Consider the following 18,647-nt stretch of genomic DNA (forward strand, 5'->3'; position numbering starts at 1 on the left):
CCAATGTGGGAGCGAGCCTGCTCGCGAATAAGGCCGACTCGATCTGAAAGTCAGTCAGTAGCTCGAGGACTCAACCAGCCCCGCACCCGCCGAAACAATTGCTCCTGCTCAGCGTTCTTGTCCGGCAACACCTTCAGCGCCACCTGGCTGAACGCCGAGGTCTTCAAGCGCTTGCTCGCCTGCATGCGCGCAAGCGCCGCGTTGCGATCCAGCGCTTTGTCCATGTAGAAAATATCCACCGTCGGCAGCTTCAATGTCGGCGTCAGTTCCACCAGCGGCGGCAGGGCCTTGGCCGGCGTCTGTGCATCGACCATCACCAGTTTCTCCACCTGCGCAGTTTGTCGTTCGCTCAAGAAACGCGCCGCCCAATAGGCGCCGGTGCCATGACCGAGCACGACGATGCTGCGCGCACTCTGCTGTTCGGCGTAGGCGATGGCCGCATCGATCCGCGCAAAAATGCGCTCGGCATCGGCTTTGGCGTGTTCCTCGACAGTTTCGGCCACCACCTGTTCGGCGACTTCCGCTTCACCGCCCGCGGCTTGTTCTATCGGCTGCGCGGTGGTGGCGTCCTTGCTTGCGGTTTCCGGGGCTTTCGGCGCGGCGGCGGGTTCGACCACACGCGGGGCGATGGCGTCGCCTTGCACGTCAGGCAGGGTGATGCTCAGGCTGCTCCACTGCGCGTTCGGCAGTTTTTGCCGCAACGGGCCGATAGCCTGCGGCCAGTCAGCGGTTTCGCCGGCACCGGGGACGATAATCACCGCGCCTTTCGGTTCGGCGGTGTTGGCCTGCTTCCACAGGGCCAGAAATGTCTCGCTGCCTGCTTGCAGTTGTTGCTGTTCCTGCGCCGGCACCTTACGTTGCAGTGCCGCCGCTTCCTCCTGACTACGCTCAAGCAGTGGCTGACGTTCGACGGGTTGTTCTTCGGCGGGTTTTTCCGCCGCGGGGGCAGGTGCCGGGTCAGCGGCGCTGACGGAAAACGCACAAGGCAGGATCAGCGACAGGCACAATGCTGGCATTGCCAGGCGATAGACAGAGGGCATCGGTTATTCCAGGCCAGAAATGTATCCCGGCAGCCTAATGGGTTGGTCAGAATTTGTCAGTGTACGAGACTTCAATGAAGCGATTTTGCTGCCTGTGGGTTATCGGCTGTTTGTGGCTTCCCTTGATGGGCTGGGCGGCGCCTGCGCCACCGGCACATGTCGCGCAACTGACGCCAGACCAGCAGCGATGGCTGGCGCAGCACCCTGAGTTGCGCGTCGGCCTGGTCTTGCAGGCGCCCTACGCGACTTACGACAGACGCTTGCAGCGATTGTCCGGGGCCAACGTCGAGCTGATGAAATTGCTCGCCAGAACCCTGGGCGTGGAACTGAGCTGGCGCAACTTCCAGGATCTCGGGCAACTGGAGGCCGCTTTGCGCGAAGGCGAGATCGACATCGCCCCGGGTCTGAGCCAGACCCCGAGCGCGCTGCGCCTCTGGCAGTTTTCCGATCCGTACATGCGCGTGCCGCAACTGGTGGTCAGCGACCGGAAAAGCAGCGGTGCGGTCGATCTGGAAAAGCTCGACAGCCAGACCCGCGTCGCCGTGCGCATGCCGAGCACCACCGCCGATTATCTGCGCAGCAACTATCCACATCTGAATCTGCAAGGCGTGCCGCTGGAACGCCAGGCGTTGCAATTGCTGTTGAGTCAGCAGGCGGCGTACGCGGTGGTTGACGAAGCGCAGTTGGGGCGCCTGTCGGTAGAGCCGGAATTCGCCGAACTGGTGGTGGTCGGTGATATCGGCCTGCCGCAATTGCTGCGTGTGGCCTCGCGGCGCGACTGGCCGGAGTTGGTCGGCATCGTCCAGAGTGCCTTGCGCGCAATCCCGGCCAAGGATCTGGAGCAACTGCATAACCAATGGCTACAGCCGAAATACCCACGGCTCGCCGAATCACCGGGATTCTGGCAAAACCTCAGCCTGTTGTTCGCGGTGATGCTGCTCAGTTGCGTGGCGATCGTGTTCTGGCAGCGGCGCCAGCAGCACAGCCTCGAACAGCGCTTGCTCAGTGCGCGCGAAGACATTGCGCTCCGGGCGGCCAGCGAAGAGGCGTTGCGGCTGACGCAGTTTTCCATCGACCAAAGCACTGTCGGCATCCTTTGGGTCAACTGGGACAGTCATGTGCGCTACGCCAATCGGGCGGCGGAAAACATGCTCGGTTATCCCTCGGGCGGGTTGATCGAACGGCCGCTGATCGACTTCGAACCCGGCCTGCACATGGACCGCTGGCTCAATCTGTGGAAGCGTGCGCGGGCCAGTGAAGAGGGGCCGCTGAGCTTCGAAACCAGTTGCCTGCGCGCCGATGGCAGCGTCTTGCCAGCGGACGTATCCCTGAGCTTTCTGCGTTTTCGCGACAGCGAATACCTGGTGGTCTACCTCACCGACGTCACCGACCGCCGCCGTGCACTTGCCGCGTTGCAGGAAAGTGAGGCGCGGCTGCAAGGCATCGCCGCCAACGTCCCGGGCCTGGTGTTTCGACTGGAGCGGGCGCCGGTCACCGGACAGATCGACTTTGCCTACATCAGTGAGGGCAGCGAAAGTCTGGTCGGCTACGCACCGGCGGCCATCGCCCATCGCGACATGGGCCTGCGCAGTCTGGTCCATCCAGATGACAAGGCCAGTTATCACCGCACCCAGGATCAGGCACTGGACACCGACAGCGACTGGTCGTGGCAGGGCCGCATCGTCACGCGCCAGGGCGAGCAGCGCTGGGCCGAGATCAAGGCGATCACCCGGCAACTGGAAGATGGCGCTTACGTGTGGGACGGCATCGTCTGGGACATCAGCGAAAGCAAACGCATCGAACTGGAGCTGGCCGCCTCGCGCGAGCAACTGCGCGAACTGTCGGCGCACCTTGAGAGCGTGCGCGAAGAAGAGAAGGCGCGCATCGCTCGCGAGGTCCATGATGAACTGGGTCAGATGCTGACCGTGCTGAAACTGGAAACGTCGATGTGCGAACTGGCCTACGCGCAACTCGATCCGGGTCTGAACGAACGGCTCAACAGCATGAAGCGCCTGATCGCGCAGCTGTTTCAGTTGGTTCGTGATGTAGCAACCGCGCTGCGGCCACCGATTCTGGACGCGGGGATAGCCTCGGCAATCGAGTGGCAGGCGCGTCGTTTTGAAGCGCGCACGCAGATTCCGTGTCTGGTGCGGGTGCCGGATAACCTGCCGGCGCTTAGCGATGCCAAAGCGGTGGGGCTGTTCCGGATTCTGCAGGAGGCGCTGACCAATGTGATGCGTCATGCCCAGGCGCATACCGTGGAGTTGACGCTGGAGCTTGCGGGCGACGAATTGTGCCTGACGGTCAGCGACGATGGCGTAGGATTTGTCGTTGCCGAGGGGCGGCCGACGTCGTTTGGATTGGTTGGCATGCGTGAGCGGGTGCTGATCATGGGCGGGCGGCTGGAGCTTGTGAGTGAGCCGGGGGAGGGCACCGGTCTGAGTGTCTGGGTGCCGGTAGAGGCAGTCTGATCATTGTGTGGCGCTGATGCGGGCCTCTTCGCGAGCAGGCTCGCTCCCACAGAGGAATGCATTTCAGGGTGGGAGCGAGCCTGCTCGCGAAATATTGGCTGAGGAGAAAAATGTGATCCGTGTACTGGTAGCCGAAGACCACACCATCGTTCGCGAGGGCATCAAGCAATTGATCGGCCTGGCCAAGGATCTGCAAGTGGTGGGTGAGGCGGGCAATGGTGAGCAACTGCTCGAAACCCTGCGCAGCGTGCCGTGTGAAGTGGTGTTGCTGGACATCTCCATGCCCGGGGTCAATGGTCTGGAAGCGATTCCGCGCATCCGCGCGCTGAACAACCCGCCGGCGATTCTGGTGTTGTCGATGCACGACGAAGCGCAGATGGCCGCGCGCGCACTGAAGGTCGGCGCGGCCGGGTATGCGACCAAGGACAGCGATCCGGCGCTGTTGCTCACAGCCATTCGTAAAGTGGCGGCGGGCGGGCGTTACATCGACCCGGATCTGGCCGATCGCATGGTCTTTGAAGTCGGCTTGACCGATGCCCGGCCATTGCATTCGCTGTTGTCCGAGCGCGAGTTCTCGGTGTTCGAACGCCTGGCCCAGGGCGCCAACGTCAATGACATCGCCCAGCAACTGGCTCTGAGCAGCAAGACCATCAGCACGCACAAGGCAAGGCTGATGCAGAAGCTCAACATCACTTCACTGGCCGAGCTGGTGAAATATGCGATGGAACACAAACTTCTCTGAACCCACCTCAAAAACCTGTGGGAGCTGGCTTGCCAGCGATGAGGGCATGTCAGTCACATCAATGTCGGCTGACCCACCGCTATCGCTGGCAAGCCAGCTCCCACAGGTTTCGTTGTTTAACCTTCGATTGTTGGCATATCTGTTAGCGACAGACGCTTTTGCCCTTGCTTGCGGCTTGTAGCTCGCCACTCGCCATTGCCTTATCCATTAGCGCCATTCTTGTAGGGCAATCCCTACCCCCAATCTTCCATCGCGCTTAAGCGATTCTCTCCTGCGCCCCGATTTGCGTGGCCGCTGCCAGCCACTAGGCTTGATGAACAAGCAGTCATCAACAACAAAGGTGCGGGTATGAGCCAGGTCGATTCAAACGCAGGGGCCAGTGATGTGCTGGTCAGCTTTCGTGGAGTGCAGAAGAGCTACGACGGCGAGAACCTGATCGTCAAAGACCTCAACCTGGACATTCGCAAAGGCGAGTTCCTTACCCTGCTCGGGCCGTCCGGTTCCGGCAAGACCACCAGCCTGATGATGCTCGCCGGTTTCGAGACGCCGACGGCCGGGGAAATCCTCCTGGCCGGGCGCTCGATCAACAACGTGCCACCGCACAAGCGCGACATCGGCATGGTGTTTCAGAACTACGCACTGTTCCCGCACATGACCGTGGCCGAGAACCTCGCCTTCCCGCTGACCGTCCGTGGCCTGAACAAAAGCGACGTCAGCGACCGAGTGAAGAAAGTCCTCAGCATGGTCCAGCTCGATGCCTTCGCTTCGCGCTATCCGGCGCAGTTGTCCGGTGGGCAGCAGCAACGTGTAGCGCTGGCCCGTGCGCTGGTGTTCGAACCGCAACTGGTGTTGATGGACGAACCGTTGGGCGCGCTCGACAAACAACTGCGCGAACACATGCAGATGGAGATCAAGCACCTGCACCAGCGCCTCGGCGTGACCGTGGTCTATGTGACCCACGACCAGGGTGAAGCGCTGACCATGTCGGATCGTGTCGCGGTGTTCCATCAGGGCGAGATCCAGCAGATCGCGCCGCCGCGCACGCTTTACGAAGAACCGAAAAACACCTTCGTCGCCAATTTCATCGGCGAGAACAACCGCCTCAACGGGCGCCTGCTCAGCCAGAGCGGCGAGCGCTGCGTGGTCGAATTGGGCCGCGGCGAAAAGGTCGAGGCGCTGGCGGTCAACGTCGGCCAGACCGGTGAGCCAGTCACGCTGTCGATTCGTCCTGAACGCGTCAGCCTCAACGGCTCCAGCGATCAATGTGTCAACCGCTTCTCAGGGAGGGTGGCGGAATTCATCTATCTGGGCGACCACGTCCGGGTGCGCCTGGAAGTCTGCGGCAAGACCGACTTCTTCGTGAAACAACCGATTGCCGAGCTCGATCCAGCGCTCAGCGTCGGTGACGTGGTTCCGCTTGGCTGGCAGGTCGAGCACGTTCGCGCGCTTGATCCTCTTTTAGAGGCGCACTAAGCGCCCCGGCAATACCAACACCAACCCTGCACGTGGAGAGAACAATAAATGTTGAGATCCCTGAAGTTCACCGCCCTGACTCTGGGCCTGATGGGTGCGACCGGCGCGATGGCCGCCGGCCCGGATTTGACCGTGGTGTCGTTTGGCGGAGCGAACAAGGCGGCGCAAGTCAAAGCCTTCTATGCCCCGTGGGAAGCAGCAGGCAATGGCAAGATCGTTGCCGGCGAATACAACGGCGAGATGGCCAAGGTTAAAGCCATGGTCGATACCAAGAGCGTGTCCTGGGACTTGGTAGAAGTTGAATCGCCAGAGCTGTCCCGTGGTTGCGACGAAGACATGTTCGAGCAACTCGATCCGGCGCTGTTCGGCAAGACCGAAGACTACGTCAAAGGTGCGATCCAGCCGTGCGGCGTCGGTTTCTTCGTGTGGTCAACTGTGCTCGCTTACAACGCCGACAAGCTGAAAACCGCACCGACCAGTTGGGCGGATTTCTGGGACACCAAGCAATTCCCGGGCAAGCGAGGCCTGCGTAAAGGCGCCAAGTACACCCTTGAGTTCGCGTTGATGGCCGATGGCGTGGCGCCAAAAGACGTCTACAAGGTGCTGGCCGGCAAGGACGGTCAGGATCGCGCATTCAAAAAACTCGATGAACTCAAGCCAAGCATTCAATGGTGGGAAGCCGGCGCGCAGCCGCCGCAATACCTCGCTTCTGGTGATGTGGTCATGAGCTCGGCCTATAACGGTCGTATCGCCGCCGTGCAGAAAGAATCCAACCTGAAAGTGGTGTGGAACGGCGGCATCTACGACTTCGACGCCTGGGCGATCCCTAAAGGCCTGGACGCCAAGCGCGCCGAAGCGGCGAAGAAATTCATCGCGTTCACGGTGCAGCCGCAGCAGCAGAAGACCTATTCGGAAAACATCGCCTACGGCCCGGCCAACACCCAGGCAGTGCCGCTGCTGGCCAAGGATGTCCTGAAAGACATGCCGACCACCCCGGAAAACATCGCCAACCAGGTGCAGATCGACGTCAGCTTCTGGGCTGACAACGGCGAGCAGCTGGAACAGCGCTTTAATTCCTGGGCTGCCAAATAACCCAGCTCAAAAATGGATGAGAACTCTTGTGGCGAGGGAGCTTGCTCCCGCTTGACCGGGCTGGCGCTCCAGTGCGCAGCACTCACAAAATTGGCAGTGCCAACCCGATTTTGGGGCCGCTTCGCAGCCCAGCGCGAGCAAGCTCGCTCGCCACAGGGCCGCCATCCTCAGCGTGGTGATTCAATACAACAGAGGTGGTTCGCCACCTCTGTAACGATCAAAAGATTTGCGGAGTACGTCATGGCCATCGCCGTTCCCCTGAACGAGGGCGCCAGCCCCACCTTGAAGCAGAAGCTCAAGCACGCCGAGCGGGTCAACCGCTGGAAAGCGCAGGCGCTGATTGCGCCGCTGGTGCTGTTTCTGTTGCTGGTGTTTCTGGTGCCGATCGTGGCGCTGCTCTATAAAAGCGTCGGCAACCCGGAAGTGGTCGGCGGCATGCCGCGCACCGTTACGGCCATCGCTGGCTGGGACGGCCGCGGTCTGCCCGCCGAACCGGTGTACAAGGCTGCCAGCGAAGACCTCGCCGAAGCCCGCAAAAACCAGACGCTGGGCGATCTGTCCAAGCGCTTGAACATGGAGTTGGCCGGCTACCGCAGCCTGCTGACCAAAACCGCCCGGGCGCTGCCGTTTGCCAGCGAACCGGCCTCCTATAAAGAAGCGCTCGAAGCGCTGGACGAGCGTTGGGGCGATCCGGCCTACTGGCAAGCGGTCAAACGCAACACCAGTAGCATCACCCCGTATTATTTGCTCGCGGCGGTCGACCACCGTATCGATGACCTCGGCGAGCTCGCCCCGGCGACCCCGGATCAGGCGATCTACCTCGACATCTTTGCCCGCACCTTCTGGATGGGCCTGGTCATCACCGTGATCTGCCTGTTGCTGGCTTATCCATTGGCGTACCTGCTCGCGAACCTGCCGTCGCGACAGAGCAACCTGCTGATGATTCTGGTGCTGCTGCCGTTCTGGACTTCGATTCTGGTACGCGTTGCCGCGTGGATCGTACTGCTGCAATCCGGCGGTCTGATCAACAGCGCATTGCTGGCGATGGGCATCATTGATAAGCCGCTGGAACTAGTGTTCAACCGTACCGGCGTGTACATCTCGATGGTGCACATTCTGCTGCCGTTCATGATTTTGCCGATCTACAGCGTGATGAAAGGCATCTCGCCAACCTACATGCGCGCGGCGATTTCCCTCGGCTGCCATCCGTTCGCCAGTTTCTGGCGGGTGTACTTCCCGCAGACCTACGCCGGCGTCGGCGCCGGGTGCCTGTTGGTATTCATCCTCGCCATCGGCTACTACATCACCCCGGCGCTGCTCGGCAGCCCGAACGACCAAATGGTCAGCTACTTCGTCGCCTTCTACACCAACACCAGCATCAACTGGGGCATGGCCACCGCGCTGGGCGGTCTGCTCTTGCTGGCGACCGTGGTGCTTTATCTGATCTACAGCTGGCTGGTGGGCGCCAGTCGCCTGCGCCTGAGCTAAGGGGAATTTGCGATGCTGAGTCCTTACATGTCGCCCGTCGAACGGGTGTGGTTCTACAGCCTGCGGATCCTCTGCGGCCTGATCCTGTTGTTCCTGATTCTGCCGGTGCTGGTGATTATTCCGTTGTCGTTCAACTCGGGAAGTTTTCTGGTCTACCCGTTACAGGGCTTCTCGCTGCAGTGGTATCACGACTTCTTCGCCTCGGCGGAATGGATGCGCGCCCTGAAGAACAGCGTCATCGTTGCTCCGGCCGCGACCGTGCTGGCGATGATTTTCGGCACCCTGGCGGCCATCGGCCTGACCCGCGGCGACTTCCCGGGCAAATCGCTGGTGATGGCGCTGGTGATTTCGCCGATGGTGGTGCCGGTGGTGATCATCGGTGTGGCGAGTTATCTGTTCTTCGCGCCGCTGGGTCTGGGCAATAGTTTCTTCTCGCTAATCGTCGTGCACGCAGTGCTGGGTGTGCCGTTTGTGATCATCACGGTGTCGGCAACGTTGCAGGGCTTCAATCACAATCTGGTGCGAGCGGCTGCCAGCCTTGGGGCCTCGCCGCTGACCGCGTTTCGCCGGGTGACCTTGCCGCTGATTGCGCCGGGGGTGATTTCCGGAGCGCTGTTTGCCTTTGCCACTTCGTTTGATGAGGTGGTGGTGACGCTGTTTCTTGCCGGGCCCGAGCAGGCGACCTTGCCTCGGCAGATGTTCAGCGGGATTCGCGAGAACCTCAGTCCGACGATTGCAGCGGCTGCGACGTTGTTGATTGCCTTCTCGGTGATCTTGCTGCTGACCCTGGAATGGCTGCGTGGCCGAAGCGAGAAACTGCGTACCGCCCAGGTCTGACGCCGCACTCGGTCAAAAATGTGGGAGGGGGCTTGCCCCCGAAAGCGGTGGGTCAGTCGACATTGTTTCAACTGATCCACCGCTTTCGGGAGCAAGCCCCCTCCCACAAGGGATTTGTGTTGTATGCACAGTTCTTGGTCATTCACACCCTGAATAGCAGACAACCTCAAATCCCCAGCTAATCTTGTGCCCAGCTCCCCTATCTATAAGAGGCTGCGCACCATGAGTCTGTCCCAGTTCAAAATCGCTCACAAACTGATCACCGGCGCCGCAGCCATCGAACAACTGGCGGCAGAACTCACCCGGCTGGACATCGACAACCCGCTGATCGTCACCGACGCCGCGCTGGTCAAGTCCGGCACCGTCGAGCTGGCGCTGGTACAACTCGGTGGGCGCGAGTACGAGATTTTCGACCGCGTGCTGCCCGACCCGGAGATCGCCATCGTCGAAGACTGCATGCGCGCCTACCGCGAAGGCGGGCATGACGGTTTGATCGGCCTCGGTGGCGGCAGCGCCATCGACATCGCCAAAAGTGTCGCCGCGTACGCCGGCTACCACGGCGCACTTGAGGACCTGTTCGGTGTCGATCAGGTGCCGCGAAAAGGCCCGCCGCTGATCGCCATCCCGACCACGGCCGGCACCGGCTCGGAGGTAACCAACGTCGCGATTCTTTCGGACAAGGTTGCGCAACTGAAGAAAGGCATCGTCAGCGATTTCCTGCTGCCGGACGTCGCACTGGTCAGCCCGCAAATGACCCTGACCTGTCCGCGCAGCGTCACCGCAGCCAGTGGCGTCGATGCGCTGGTGCACGCCATCGAATCGTATCTGTCGGTGAATGCCTCGCCGATCACCGATTCCCTCGCCATCGGCGCGATCAAACTGATTGCCAGCGCCTTGCCCAAGGCCTACGCCAACGGCGCCAACCTGCAAGCGCGCGAAGACATGGCCACCGCCAGCCTGATGGCCGGGATGGCGTTCGGCAACGCCGGGGTGGGCGCAGTGCACGCGCTGGCTTATCCGCTGGGCGGGCGTTTCAACATTGCCCACGGCGTCAGTAACGCCTTGTTGCTGCCCTATGTGATGACCTGGAACAAAATGGCCTGCGTCGAACGCATGCAGGATATTGCCGAAGCCATGGGCGTGAAGACCACTCATCTGAGCGCGAACGAGGCGGCGGACAAAGCCGTGCAGGCGATGACGGAACTGTGCGCGGCGGTAGAAATTCCCGCCGGGCTGCGCAGTTTCGGCGTGCCGGAAGAGGCGATCCCGGCGATGGCCGTGGAAGCCGCCGGGATCGAGCGCCTGATGCGCAACAATCCGCGCAAGCTCAGCGCCGCCGACATCGAGAAGATCTACCGCGCGGCCTACTGAGGCACAGTCGCTCAGGACTCATGGCACAACCCAATCATCGCGGTCACGGTGCGTGCGCACAAATTTGAGGTATACAATGCGCGCCATCGTGATTTAGCTCAGCACAGGTGCGTCATGCAGCCCTTCGTAATTGCTCCGTCGATCCTCTCCGCCGACTTCGCCCGCCTCGGCGAGGAAGTGGACAACGTTCTCGCCGCCGGCGCCGACTTTGTCCATTTCGACGTCATGGACAACCACTACGTGCCGAACCTGACCATCGGCCCGATGGTCTGCGCCGCACTGCGCAAGTACGGCGTCACCGCGCCGATCGACGCGCACCTGATGGTCAGCCCTGTGGATCGCATCGTTGGCGATTTCATCGAGGCCGGCGCGACGTACATCACCTTTCACCCGGAAGCCACGCTGCACGTCGACCGCTCGCTGCAGTTGATCCGCGAAGGCGGCTGCAAGTCTGGCCTGGTGTTCAACCCGGCGACCCCGCTGGACGTACTCAAGTACGTGATCGACAAGGTCGACATGGTTTTGCTGATGAGCGTCAACCCGGGCTTCGGCGGGCAGAAGTTCATTCCCGGCACCCTCGACAAACTGCGTGAAGCGCGGGCGATCATCGACGCTTCAGGCCGTGACATCCGCCTGGAAATCGACGGCGGCGTCAACGTCAACAACATCCGCGAAATCGCTGCCGCTGGTGCTGACACCTTTGTCGCCGGTTCGGCCATTTTCAACGCGCCGAACTATCAGGAAGTCATCGACAAGATGCGTTCCGAACTGGCACTGGCGCGGCCATGAGCGGTTTTGAGCAGTTGTTCCCAGGGCAGCTGCCACGGTTGGTGATGTTCGATCTGGATGGCACGCTGATCGATTCGGTTCCCGACCTGGCGGTGGCGGTGGATCGCATGCTGCTCACCCTTGGCCGCCCGCCTGCGGGCATCGCGGCGGTGCGCGAATGGGTTGGCAATGGCGCACCGGTGCTGGTGCGCCGGGCGTTGGCCGGCAGCATTGATCACTCGGCAGTGGATGACGCCGAGGCCGAGCGCGCGCTGGAAATCTTCATGGAGGCCTATGGCGCCAGCCATGAGCTGACCGTGGTGTATCCCGGTGTGCGCGACACCCTCAAGTGGCTGCACAAGCAAGGCGTGGCCATGGCGTTGATCACCAACAAGCCGGAGCGTTTCGTCGCGCCGCTGCTGGATCAGATGAAAATCGGCCGTTACTTCAAGTGGATCATCGGCGGCGACACCCTGCCGCAGAAGAAACCTGACCCGGCCGCGCTGTTCTTCGTGATGAAAATGGCCAACATTCCGGCCTCGCAATCCTTGTTCGTCGGTGACTCGCGCAGTGACGTGCTGGCGGCGAAAGCGGCGGGGGTCAAGTGTGTGGCACTGAGTTACGGCTATAACCATGGCCGGCCGATCGCCGAGGAATCGCCGGCACTGGTGATCGACGATCTGCGCAAACTAATTCCCGGTTGCCTCGTCACGGCCGCTGAGATAACGTTGCCCGACGCTGCTCAACCCCCTTCTGGAAACGCCATCGTGGTGGTCACCCGCAAACTCTGGATGAAAGTCATCAAGGCCCTGGCCCGCTGGCGTTGGCGCGCCTGACTGATTCTGGCCGGCCTGCCGGCGCGTTTGCCTGACTGACTGATTGCACCTCACACCACGAGGCACCTTATGATCCGCGAAGAATTCCTGCGTCTGGCCGCTGACGGCTACAACCGCATCCCGCTGGCCTGCGAAACCCTGGCCGACTTCGACACGCCGCTGTCGATCTACCTGAAACTGGCCGACCAACCCAACTCCTACCTGCTCGAATCGGTACAGGGCGGCGAGAAGTGGGGCCGTTACTCGATCATCGGTTTGCCGTGCCGCACCGTGCTGCGGGTCCACGACCATCACGTGAGCATCACCGTTGATGGCGTCGAGACCGAAAGCCACGATGTCGATGATCCGCTGGCCTTTGTCGAAACCTTCAAGGCGCGCTACAACGTGCCGACCATCGCCGGTCTGCCGCGCTTCAATGGCGGTCTGGTCGGCTACTTCGGTTACGACTGCGTGCGGTATGTCGAGAAGCGCCTGGGCAAGTGCCCGAACCCGGATCCGCTGGGCGTTCCGGATATTCTGCTCATGGTGTCCGACGCGGTCGTGGTGTTCGACAACCTCGCCGGCAAGATGCACGCAATCGTCCTCGCCGACCCGGCCCAGGCCGATGCCTTCGAGCAGGGCCAGGCGCAACTGCAGACGCTGTTGGAAAAACTGCGCCAGCCGATCACCCCGCGTCGTGGCCTGGATTTCAGCAAGCAGCAGTCGGCCGATCCGGTGTTTCGTTCGAGTTTTACTCAAGACGATTACGAAAAAGCCGTCGACACCATCAAGGAATACATCCTTGCCGGTGACTGCATGCAGGTGGTGCCGTCGCAGCGCATGTCGATTGATTTCAAGGCTGCGCCGATCGATCTGTACCGTGCCCTGCGTTGCTTCAACCCGACGCCATACATGTACTTCTTCAACTTCGGCGACTTCCACGTCGTCGGCAGTTCGCCGGAAGTGCTGGTGCGGGTCGAAGACAACCTGATCACCGTGCGCCCGATTGCCGGTACGCGCCCGCGTGGCGCCACCGAAGAAGCCGATGTGGCGCTGGAACAAGACTTGCTGTCGGACGACAAAGAGATCGCCGAGCATTTGATGCTGATCGACTTGGGCCGCAACGACACCGGGCGCGTCTCGGAAATCGGCTCGGTGAAACTCACCGAGAAGATGGTCATCGAGCGTTATTCCAACGTGATGCACATCGTCTCCAACGTCACCGGCCAGTTGAAGGCCGGCCTGACTGCAATGGACGCGCTGCGGGCGATTCTGCCGGCGGGCACTTTGTCCGGCGCGCCGAAGATTCGCGCAATGGAGATCATCGACGAACTCGAGCCGGTCAAGCGTGGTGTGTATGGCGGCGCAGTCGGTTACTTCGCCTGGAACGGCAACATGGACACGGCCATTGCGATCCGCACGGCGGTGATCAAGAACGGCGAACTGCACGTGCAGGCCGGTGGTGGCATCGTCGCCGACTCGGTGCCGGCGCTGGAATGGGAAGAAACCCTGAACAAGCGCCGCGCGATGTTCCGCGCCGTAGCCCTTGCCGAACAAACCCCGGAAGCCTGAGCCAACACACAACCCTTGTAGGAGTGAGCCTGCTCGCGTGCTGACTAATATTCAACCTATTCGTTGACTGACCCACCGCAATCGCGAGCAGGCTCACTCCTACATTTGGATTGTGTCGGGGCATAAAAAAGCGGCGCCTGTTAAGGCGCCGCTTTTTTGCATCCACGACTCAGAAATCCAGCACAACCCCGACATTCAAGCCCTGCTGCTTGAAGTCATCGTCCTTGCGCAGCGTATAACCAGCGCGCAACGCCAGATCCGTCGTCAGCTTGTGACTGACTCCCAGGCTCAAGCGGTTCAGGTGGCTCGCCGGTGTGTAGCCTTCAAGCGTGAAGTCATTGGCCGGCAGAGTGTTAAGCGCGATGTTGACCTTCTGCACATCATCTTCGTACTCCCGCTCATGCGCGTATTCGCCGTACACCTGGGTTTGCGCGGTGAAGTTGTACTTGCCCTGAATACCCAAGCCCAGGCGTTTCGAATCGCGGCTCTGGTCATCGAAGGTCAGCGCGGTGGCGCGATTGCTCTTTTCCGAGTAACCGTCGACATCGACGCTGGCGTAGTCGGCGCTGACGAACGGCGACAGGTGCCATTCGCTGCCCGGCTGGGCGATGTCATAACCGATACGGGTGCTGAACGCCCACAGGCTGCCGTCGGTATCGCCTTTCTCCGCACCCTCGCTGGCGCCGAGGTCAAACTTGCGCTTGAGGTTGTCGTAGTCGAGTTTGCCGCCGGTCAGTGCGGCATCAGCCCACCAGCGATTCTGCTGAAACTGGGCGAATGCGGTACCCATGTAGCTGTTGAGTTTGTAGTCCGAGTCGTTATGCCCGGCCTCCAGGTTCTGCCGGTAGAAACCTGCTGCCACGCCCACACGCCAGGCATCGTTGAGGCGATAGCTGCCGCCGACGTTGAGGTTATAACCGCTGCCATCGGCGCTGGCGCCGCTGCTTTGGCTGTCGACATCCAGGTGCTGGCCGCCTGCAGAGACAAGGGCGCGCCATTGGCCGACCGCTTGCCAGTTCTCCCAGTCCGCCTGCCACTGGTTACGCAATTCATCCTGATGTGCACGCACGGTGCCGTGGGCCATTTCCGTCAGCAGGCTTAATTCCCACGGCGCTGCCAGCAAGGAATAAGCGTAATCGGCGATCAGTTTCTGCCCGGACTCGGTTGGGTGCACGCCGTCGTTGTAGATCAACTTGGTCGGATCCGGCGTGGCACTGTTGATCCCGTAACGGGCGTTTTCGGGGCAGCCGTTGCCGCTGAAACAGGTCGCGGTGAGGTTCTGGTCAGTGGCCAGGCCAAAGCGTCCCGGATCGGCAAAAGCCTCCGAGAGCAGCGCCGGAATATTCAACGGTATGATTTCCGCGTCAATGCCTCGCAGACGCGTCACCAACTGGCTGTTGAACTGGTTGGCGAGGGTACTGCTGAAGGCCTGCAGCGGCGTGCCGTTCAGGGCCGGGGTCAAGCCAACGTCGGGCAGCAGCCAGACCATCACGTATTTGGCGCCGGCGGTTTGCAGGGTTTGCACGCTGTCAGCCAGGCGATCGGCAGCGGCACTGGCCTGGGGCAGACTGAGGACACGGCCTTGCAGGAAGTCGTTGCCGCCGCCGGAAATGTAATAGAGGGCGTTCGGGTCGGCACGCAAACCGTTCGACGGCAAGTAGCCGGCGCGGGTACGTTCGCCCGTGGCCGATTGCGTGGTGATCGAGTCGAGAATCTGGTCGGTGCGATAACCGCCAACCGCCCAGTTGCTGCCGTCGACCTGGCCGTTGTCGGCGCGCACGGCTGAACTCGACGACGCTGTCTGATCCGCCGTGAAGCCCAGGCGGCCGCCCAGCAGTTGCGTGGAATTCAACGAATACAGTTCGCCGCTGCCATCCTGATACAGCGGCCCGGTGCGGTTGGTGTAACGCTCGGTGGCGCCCGCCGGCCCGCCGCTGTCGGCGAACGTCCCGGCGTCGTTGAGGCTGTCGCCAAACACAATGAAGTTCGAATAGGGGTTGGGCGCCGCATTCGCCTGGGCGCAGGCCAGCGCGAGCAGGCAGCCGGCCATGGGTGCAAACAACGTCTTTTTATTCATGAGCAAGTCCGTTTATTTATTGTTGTAGGTGAACGAAACGACAGTACCAAAAACTTCCGGCCTTTTGCCATCGATCGCCAATCCCTGTCTGGTTTTATCCCTTGCAGCCAAGGTCATATTGCACGCTCTGCCCAGCTAAGTTACTGTGCCGGAACGTATGAACGAGACCTTCCCCGTGTTGATCACCAGCAAACTTCTGGATCAAGTCATCAAGGCACACGCCCGCTGGCGTTGGCGCGCCTGAATCTTTTCCGCCGGCCCCGCCGGATCTGTATCGCTTTGCCTTCCTTGTCTGTTTGAAATGCCGCTGTGTCGCCGTCTGTTCTGGCGTCCGACATCGTGCAGCGCCCTGCGGGCAAGTCATCTGAAGGCTGTCTCCAAGTCAGAATTCAAGAGGTTCGAAACGCCATGTTGCTGATGATCGACAACTACGACTCCTTTACTTACAACGTTGTGCAATACCTCGGCGAGCTGGGTGCCGAGGTCAAAGTCGTGCGCAACGATGAATTGACGATTGCTCAGATCGAAGCGCTCAACCCTGAGCGCATCGTGGTGTCCCCCGGTCCTTGCACGCCGACCGAAGCCGGCGTCTCCATCGACGCCATCAAACACTTCGCCGGCAAATTGCCGATTCTCGGCGTCTGCCTGGGCCATCAGTCGATCGGCCAAGCCTTTGGTGGCGATGTCGTACGCGCGCGTCAGGTGATGCACGGTAAGACTAGCCCGGTATTCCACGAGGACAAGGGCGTTTTTGCCGGCCTCAATCATCCGCTGACCGTCACCCGCTACCACTCGCTGATCGTCAAGCACCAGACTTTGCCCGATTGCCTGGAGCTGACCGCGTGGACGCAACACGATGACGGCTCGGTCGATGAGATCATGGGCCTGCGTCACAAAACCCTGAACATCGAGGGCGTACAGTTTCATCCCGAGTCGATCCTCACCGAGCAGGGCCATGAACTGTTTGCCAATTTCCTCAAACAAACCGGCGGCATGCGCTAAGGACTATCCATGAATATCAAGACAGCCCTGAGCCGTATCGTCGATCACCTCGACCTCAGCACCGATGAAATGCGCGACGTGATGCGCGAAATCATGACTGGCCAATGCAGCGACGCGCAGATCGGCGCGTTCATGATGGCCATGCGCATGAAGAGCGAGAGCATCGACGAAATCGTCGGCGCCGTGTCGGTGATGCGCGAGCTGGCCGATCAGGTCGAGCTGAAAACCCTCGACGGCGTGGTCGACGTGGTCGGCACCGGCGGCGACGGCGCGAACATCTTCAACGTCTCGACCGCTTCCTCTTTTGTTGTCGCTGCGGCCGGTTGCACCGTGGCCAAGCACGGCAACCGTGCAGTCTCCGGCAAGAGCGGCAGTGCCGATTTGCTGGAAGCCGCCGGCATCTACCTGAACCTGACCCCGGTTCAGGTTGCCCGTTGTATCGACAACGTCGGCATCGGTTTCATGTTCGCCCAGACCCATCACAAAGCCATGAAGTACGCCGCCGGCCCGCGCCGCGACCTGGGCCTGCGGACACTGTTCAACATGCTTGGCCCGCTTACGAATCCGGCCGGTGTGAAACATCAGGTGGTGGGTGTGTTCACCCAGGCGCTGTGCCGGCCATTGGCCGAAGTCTTGCAGCGATTGGGCAGCAAACATGTGCTGGTGGTGCATTCGAAGGACGGCCTGGACGAGTTCAGCCTCGCCGCGCCGACCTTCGTCGCCGAGCTGAAGAATAACGAGATCACTGAATATTGGGTCGAGCCGGAAGATCTGGGCATGAAAAGCCAGAGCCTGCACGGCCTGTCGGTCGAAGGGCCGGAAGCGTCGCTGGCGTTGATCCGCGATGCGCTGGGCAAGCGCAAGACCGAAAACGGCCAGAAAGCGGCCGAGATGATTGTGCTTAACGCCGGTGCCGCGCTGTATGCCGCCGACGTGGCGAACAGTTTGAAACAGGGCGTAGAGCTTGCGCACGATGCCCTGCACACCGGCCTCGCTCGAGAAAAGCTCGAGGAGCTGGGTGCCTTTACCGCGGTATTCAAAGTGGAGAATGAGGGATGAGCGTACCGACGGTTCTGGAGAAGATCCTTGCGCGCAAAGTCGAGGAAGTTGCTGAGCGCAGTGCCCGTGTAAGCCTCGGCGAACTGGAAAACCTGGTCCGGGCGGCCGATGCGCCCCGTGGTTTTGCTCAGGCGTTGCTGGCGCAGGCGAAGAAAAAACAGCCCGCGGTGATTGCCGAAATCAAAAAGGCCTCACCGAGCAAAGGCGTGATCCGCGAGGACTTCGTACCCGCCGACCTCGCCAAAAGCTACGAGAAGGGCGGGGCGACCTGCCTGTCCGTGCTGACCGACGTCGATTACTTCCAGGGCGCCGATGCTTACCTGCAACAGGCCCGTGCCGCGTGCAAACTGCCGGTCATCCGCAAGGATTTCATGATCGATCCGTACCAGATCGTTGAAGCCCGAGCCTTGGGCGCCGATTGCGTGCTGTTGATCGTCTCCGCACTTGACGATGTGAAAATGGCCGAGCTGGCAGCAGTGGCCAAAGGCGTCGGTCTCGATGTGCTGGTGGAAGTGCACGACGGCGACGAACTTGAGCGCGCATTGAAAACCCTCGACACACCGCTGGTCGGGGTCAACAACCGTAATCTGCACACCTTCGATGTCAGCCTGGAAACAACCCTCGACCTGCTGCCGCGCATTCCGCGGGATCGATTGGTAATCACCGAAAGCGGCATTCTCAATCGCGCCGATGTCGAGTTGATGGAAATCAGCGACGTCTACGCGTTCCTGGTCGGCGAAGCGTTCATGCGCGCAGAGAACCCAGGCATTGAATTGCAGCGCCTGTTCTTCCCGGAGCGCGGCGGTCCGGTGATAAGCGGTTCGACCCTCGACTGAGTCG

At 61.2% G+C, this 18,647-nt stretch carries 15 protein-coding genes; 13 read left to right on the forward strand and 2 right to left on the reverse strand.

Going from position 1 to position 18,647, the window contains the following annotated elements:
* Positions 1-50: 50 nt before the first annotated feature.
* On the reverse strand, positions 51-1,040 hold the full coding sequence (locus tag HU743_RS14385; RefSeq protein WP_186649347.1) for an alpha/beta hydrolase family protein: 990 nt from the start codon (positions 1,038-1,040) through the stop codon (positions 51-53).
* 74 nt (positions 1,041-1,114) lie between these two features.
* On the opposite strand from HU743_RS14385, the gene HU743_RS14390 reads away from it, so the two are divergent.
* From HU743_RS14390 to trpE, 10 genes are all read left to right on the forward strand, one after another.
* The gene (locus tag HU743_RS14390) at positions 1,115-3,511 is read left to right on the forward strand and encodes a transporter substrate-binding domain-containing protein (protein ID WP_186649349.1); all 2,397 of its coding nucleotides are present in this window, start codon (positions 1,115-1,117) and stop codon (positions 3,509-3,511) included.
* 112 nt (positions 3,512-3,623) lie between these two features.
* Positions 3,624-4,253, forward strand: coding sequence for a response regulator (locus HU743_RS14395; protein WP_186649351.1), 630 nt, complete (start codon positions 3,624-3,626; stop codon positions 4,251-4,253).
* Between the two features lie 348 nt (positions 4,254-4,601).
* The gene (locus tag HU743_RS14400; protein WP_186550927.1) at positions 4,602-5,726 is read left to right on the forward strand and encodes an ABC transporter ATP-binding protein; all 1,125 of its coding nucleotides are present in this window, start codon (positions 4,602-4,604) and stop codon (positions 5,724-5,726) included.
* A gap of 48 nt (positions 5,727-5,774) precedes the next feature.
* On the forward strand, positions 5,775-6,818 hold the full coding sequence (locus HU743_RS14405) for an ABC transporter substrate-binding protein (protein ID WP_186649353.1): 1,044 nt from the start codon (positions 5,775-5,777) through the stop codon (positions 6,816-6,818).
* A gap of 240 nt (positions 6,819-7,058) precedes the next feature.
* Complete coding sequence (locus tag HU743_RS14410; protein ID WP_186620993.1) at positions 7,059-8,306, forward strand: ABC transporter permease; 1,248 nt, start codon at positions 7,059-7,061, stop codon at positions 8,304-8,306.
* 12 nt (positions 8,307-8,318) lie between these two features.
* The gene (locus HU743_RS14415; protein ID WP_186649355.1) at positions 8,319-9,143 is read left to right on the forward strand and encodes an ABC transporter permease; all 825 of its coding nucleotides are present in this window, start codon (positions 8,319-8,321) and stop codon (positions 9,141-9,143) included.
* Between the two features lie 222 nt (positions 9,144-9,365).
* Positions 9,366-10,514 (forward strand): iron-containing alcohol dehydrogenase, encoded by a 1,149-nt coding sequence (locus HU743_RS14420; protein WP_186649358.1) that lies wholly within the window; start codon positions 9,366-9,368, stop codon positions 10,512-10,514.
* Between the two features lie 114 nt (positions 10,515-10,628).
* Positions 10,629-11,303: a ribulose-phosphate 3-epimerase gene (gene rpe, locus HU743_RS14425; protein ID WP_007918813.1), complete on the forward strand. Its 675-nt coding sequence runs from the start codon at positions 10,629-10,631 to the stop codon at positions 11,301-11,303.
* On the forward strand, positions 11,300-12,118 hold the full coding sequence (locus HU743_RS14430) for a phosphoglycolate phosphatase (protein ID WP_186649359.1): 819 nt from the start codon (positions 11,300-11,302) through the stop codon (positions 12,116-12,118). Before rpe ends, HU743_RS14430 begins: the two co-directional genes overlap by 4 nt.
* Before the next feature lie 69 nt (positions 12,119-12,187).
* On the forward strand, positions 12,188-13,669 hold the full coding sequence (trpE, locus tag HU743_RS14435) for an anthranilate synthase component I (RefSeq protein WP_186637323.1): 1,482 nt from the start codon (positions 12,188-12,190) through the stop codon (positions 13,667-13,669).
* A 169-nt stretch (positions 13,670-13,838) separates the two neighbouring features.
* On the opposite strand, the gene estP is transcribed toward trpE, so the two are convergent.
* A complete protein-coding gene (gene estP, locus HU743_RS14440; protein WP_186649361.1) occupies positions 13,839-15,746 on the reverse strand; it encodes an esterase EstP in 1,908 nt (635 codons plus the stop codon).
* A 408-nt stretch (positions 15,747-16,154) separates the two neighbouring features.
* Between estP and HU743_RS14445 the strand changes: the two genes are divergently transcribed.
* Genes HU743_RS14445 through trpC form a run of 3 tightly spaced genes read left to right on the forward strand, consistent with a single transcriptional unit; the run spans position 16,155 to position 18,643 of the window.
* Positions 16,155-16,748, forward strand: coding sequence for an aminodeoxychorismate/anthranilate synthase component II (locus tag HU743_RS14445; RefSeq protein ID WP_186649363.1), 594 nt, complete (start codon positions 16,155-16,157; stop codon positions 16,746-16,748).
* Positions 16,749-16,757: 9 nt separating this feature from the next.
* Entirely contained in the window at positions 16,758-17,807 is a 1,050-nt protein-coding gene (gene trpD / locus HU743_RS14450; RefSeq protein WP_186637340.1) for an anthranilate phosphoribosyltransferase, read from the forward strand.
* On the forward strand, positions 17,804-18,643 hold the full coding sequence (gene trpC / locus HU743_RS14455) for an indole-3-glycerol phosphate synthase TrpC (protein ID WP_186649365.1): 840 nt from the start codon (positions 17,804-17,806) through the stop codon (positions 18,641-18,643). The genes trpD and trpC overlap by 4 nt, the downstream gene beginning before the upstream one ends.
* Positions 18,644-18,647 lie beyond the last annotated feature (4 nt).

It is taken from the genome of Pseudomonas sp. SWRI99, from assembly GCF_014270125.1.
GTDB lineage: Bacteria > Pseudomonadota > Gammaproteobacteria > Pseudomonadales > Pseudomonadaceae > Aquipseudomonas > Aquipseudomonas hamedanensis.

Coding starts and splice junctions, on each gene's coding strand:
- HU743_RS14405 (WP_186649353.1), top strand. CDS start 5,775: ATGTTGAGATCCCTGAAGTTCACCGCCCTGACTCTGGGCCTGATGGGT.
- HU743_RS14400 (WP_186550927.1), top strand. CDS start 4,602: ATGAGCCAGGTCGATTCAAACGCAGGGGCCAGTGATGTGCTGGTCAGC.
- trpE (WP_186637323.1), top strand. CDS start 12,188: ATGATCCGCGAAGAATTCCTGCGTCTGGCCGCTGACGGCTACAACCGC.
- trpC (WP_186649365.1), top strand. CDS start 17,804: ATGAGCGTACCGACGGTTCTGGAGAAGATCCTTGCGCGCAAAGTCGAG.
- HU743_RS14420 (WP_186649358.1), top strand. CDS start 9,366: ATGAGTCTGTCCCAGTTCAAAATCGCTCACAAACTGATCACCGGCGCC.
- HU743_RS14390 (WP_186649349.1), top strand. CDS start 1,115: ATGAAGCGATTTTGCTGCCTGTGGGTTATCGGCTGTTTGTGGCTTCCC.
- HU743_RS14430 (WP_186649359.1), top strand. CDS start 11,300: ATGAGCGGTTTTGAGCAGTTGTTCCCAGGGCAGCTGCCACGGTTGGTG.
- HU743_RS14410 (WP_186620993.1), top strand. CDS start 7,059: ATGGCCATCGCCGTTCCCCTGAACGAGGGCGCCAGCCCCACCTTGAAG.
- HU743_RS14385 (WP_186649347.1), bottom strand. CDS start 1,040: ATGCCCTCTGTCTATCGCCTGGCAATGCCAGCATTGTGCCTGTCGCTG.
- estP (WP_186649361.1), bottom strand. CDS start 15,746: ATGAATAAAAAGACGTTGTTTGCACCCATGGCCGGCTGCCTGCTCGCG.
- HU743_RS14445 (WP_186649363.1), top strand. CDS start 16,155: ATGTTGCTGATGATCGACAACTACGACTCCTTTACTTACAACGTTGTG.
- HU743_RS14415 (WP_186649355.1), top strand. CDS start 8,319: ATGCTGAGTCCTTACATGTCGCCCGTCGAACGGGTGTGGTTCTACAGC.
- rpe (WP_007918813.1), top strand. CDS start 10,629: ATGCAGCCCTTCGTAATTGCTCCGTCGATCCTCTCCGCCGACTTCGCC.
- trpD (WP_186637340.1), top strand. CDS start 16,758: ATGAATATCAAGACAGCCCTGAGCCGTATCGTCGATCACCTCGACCTC.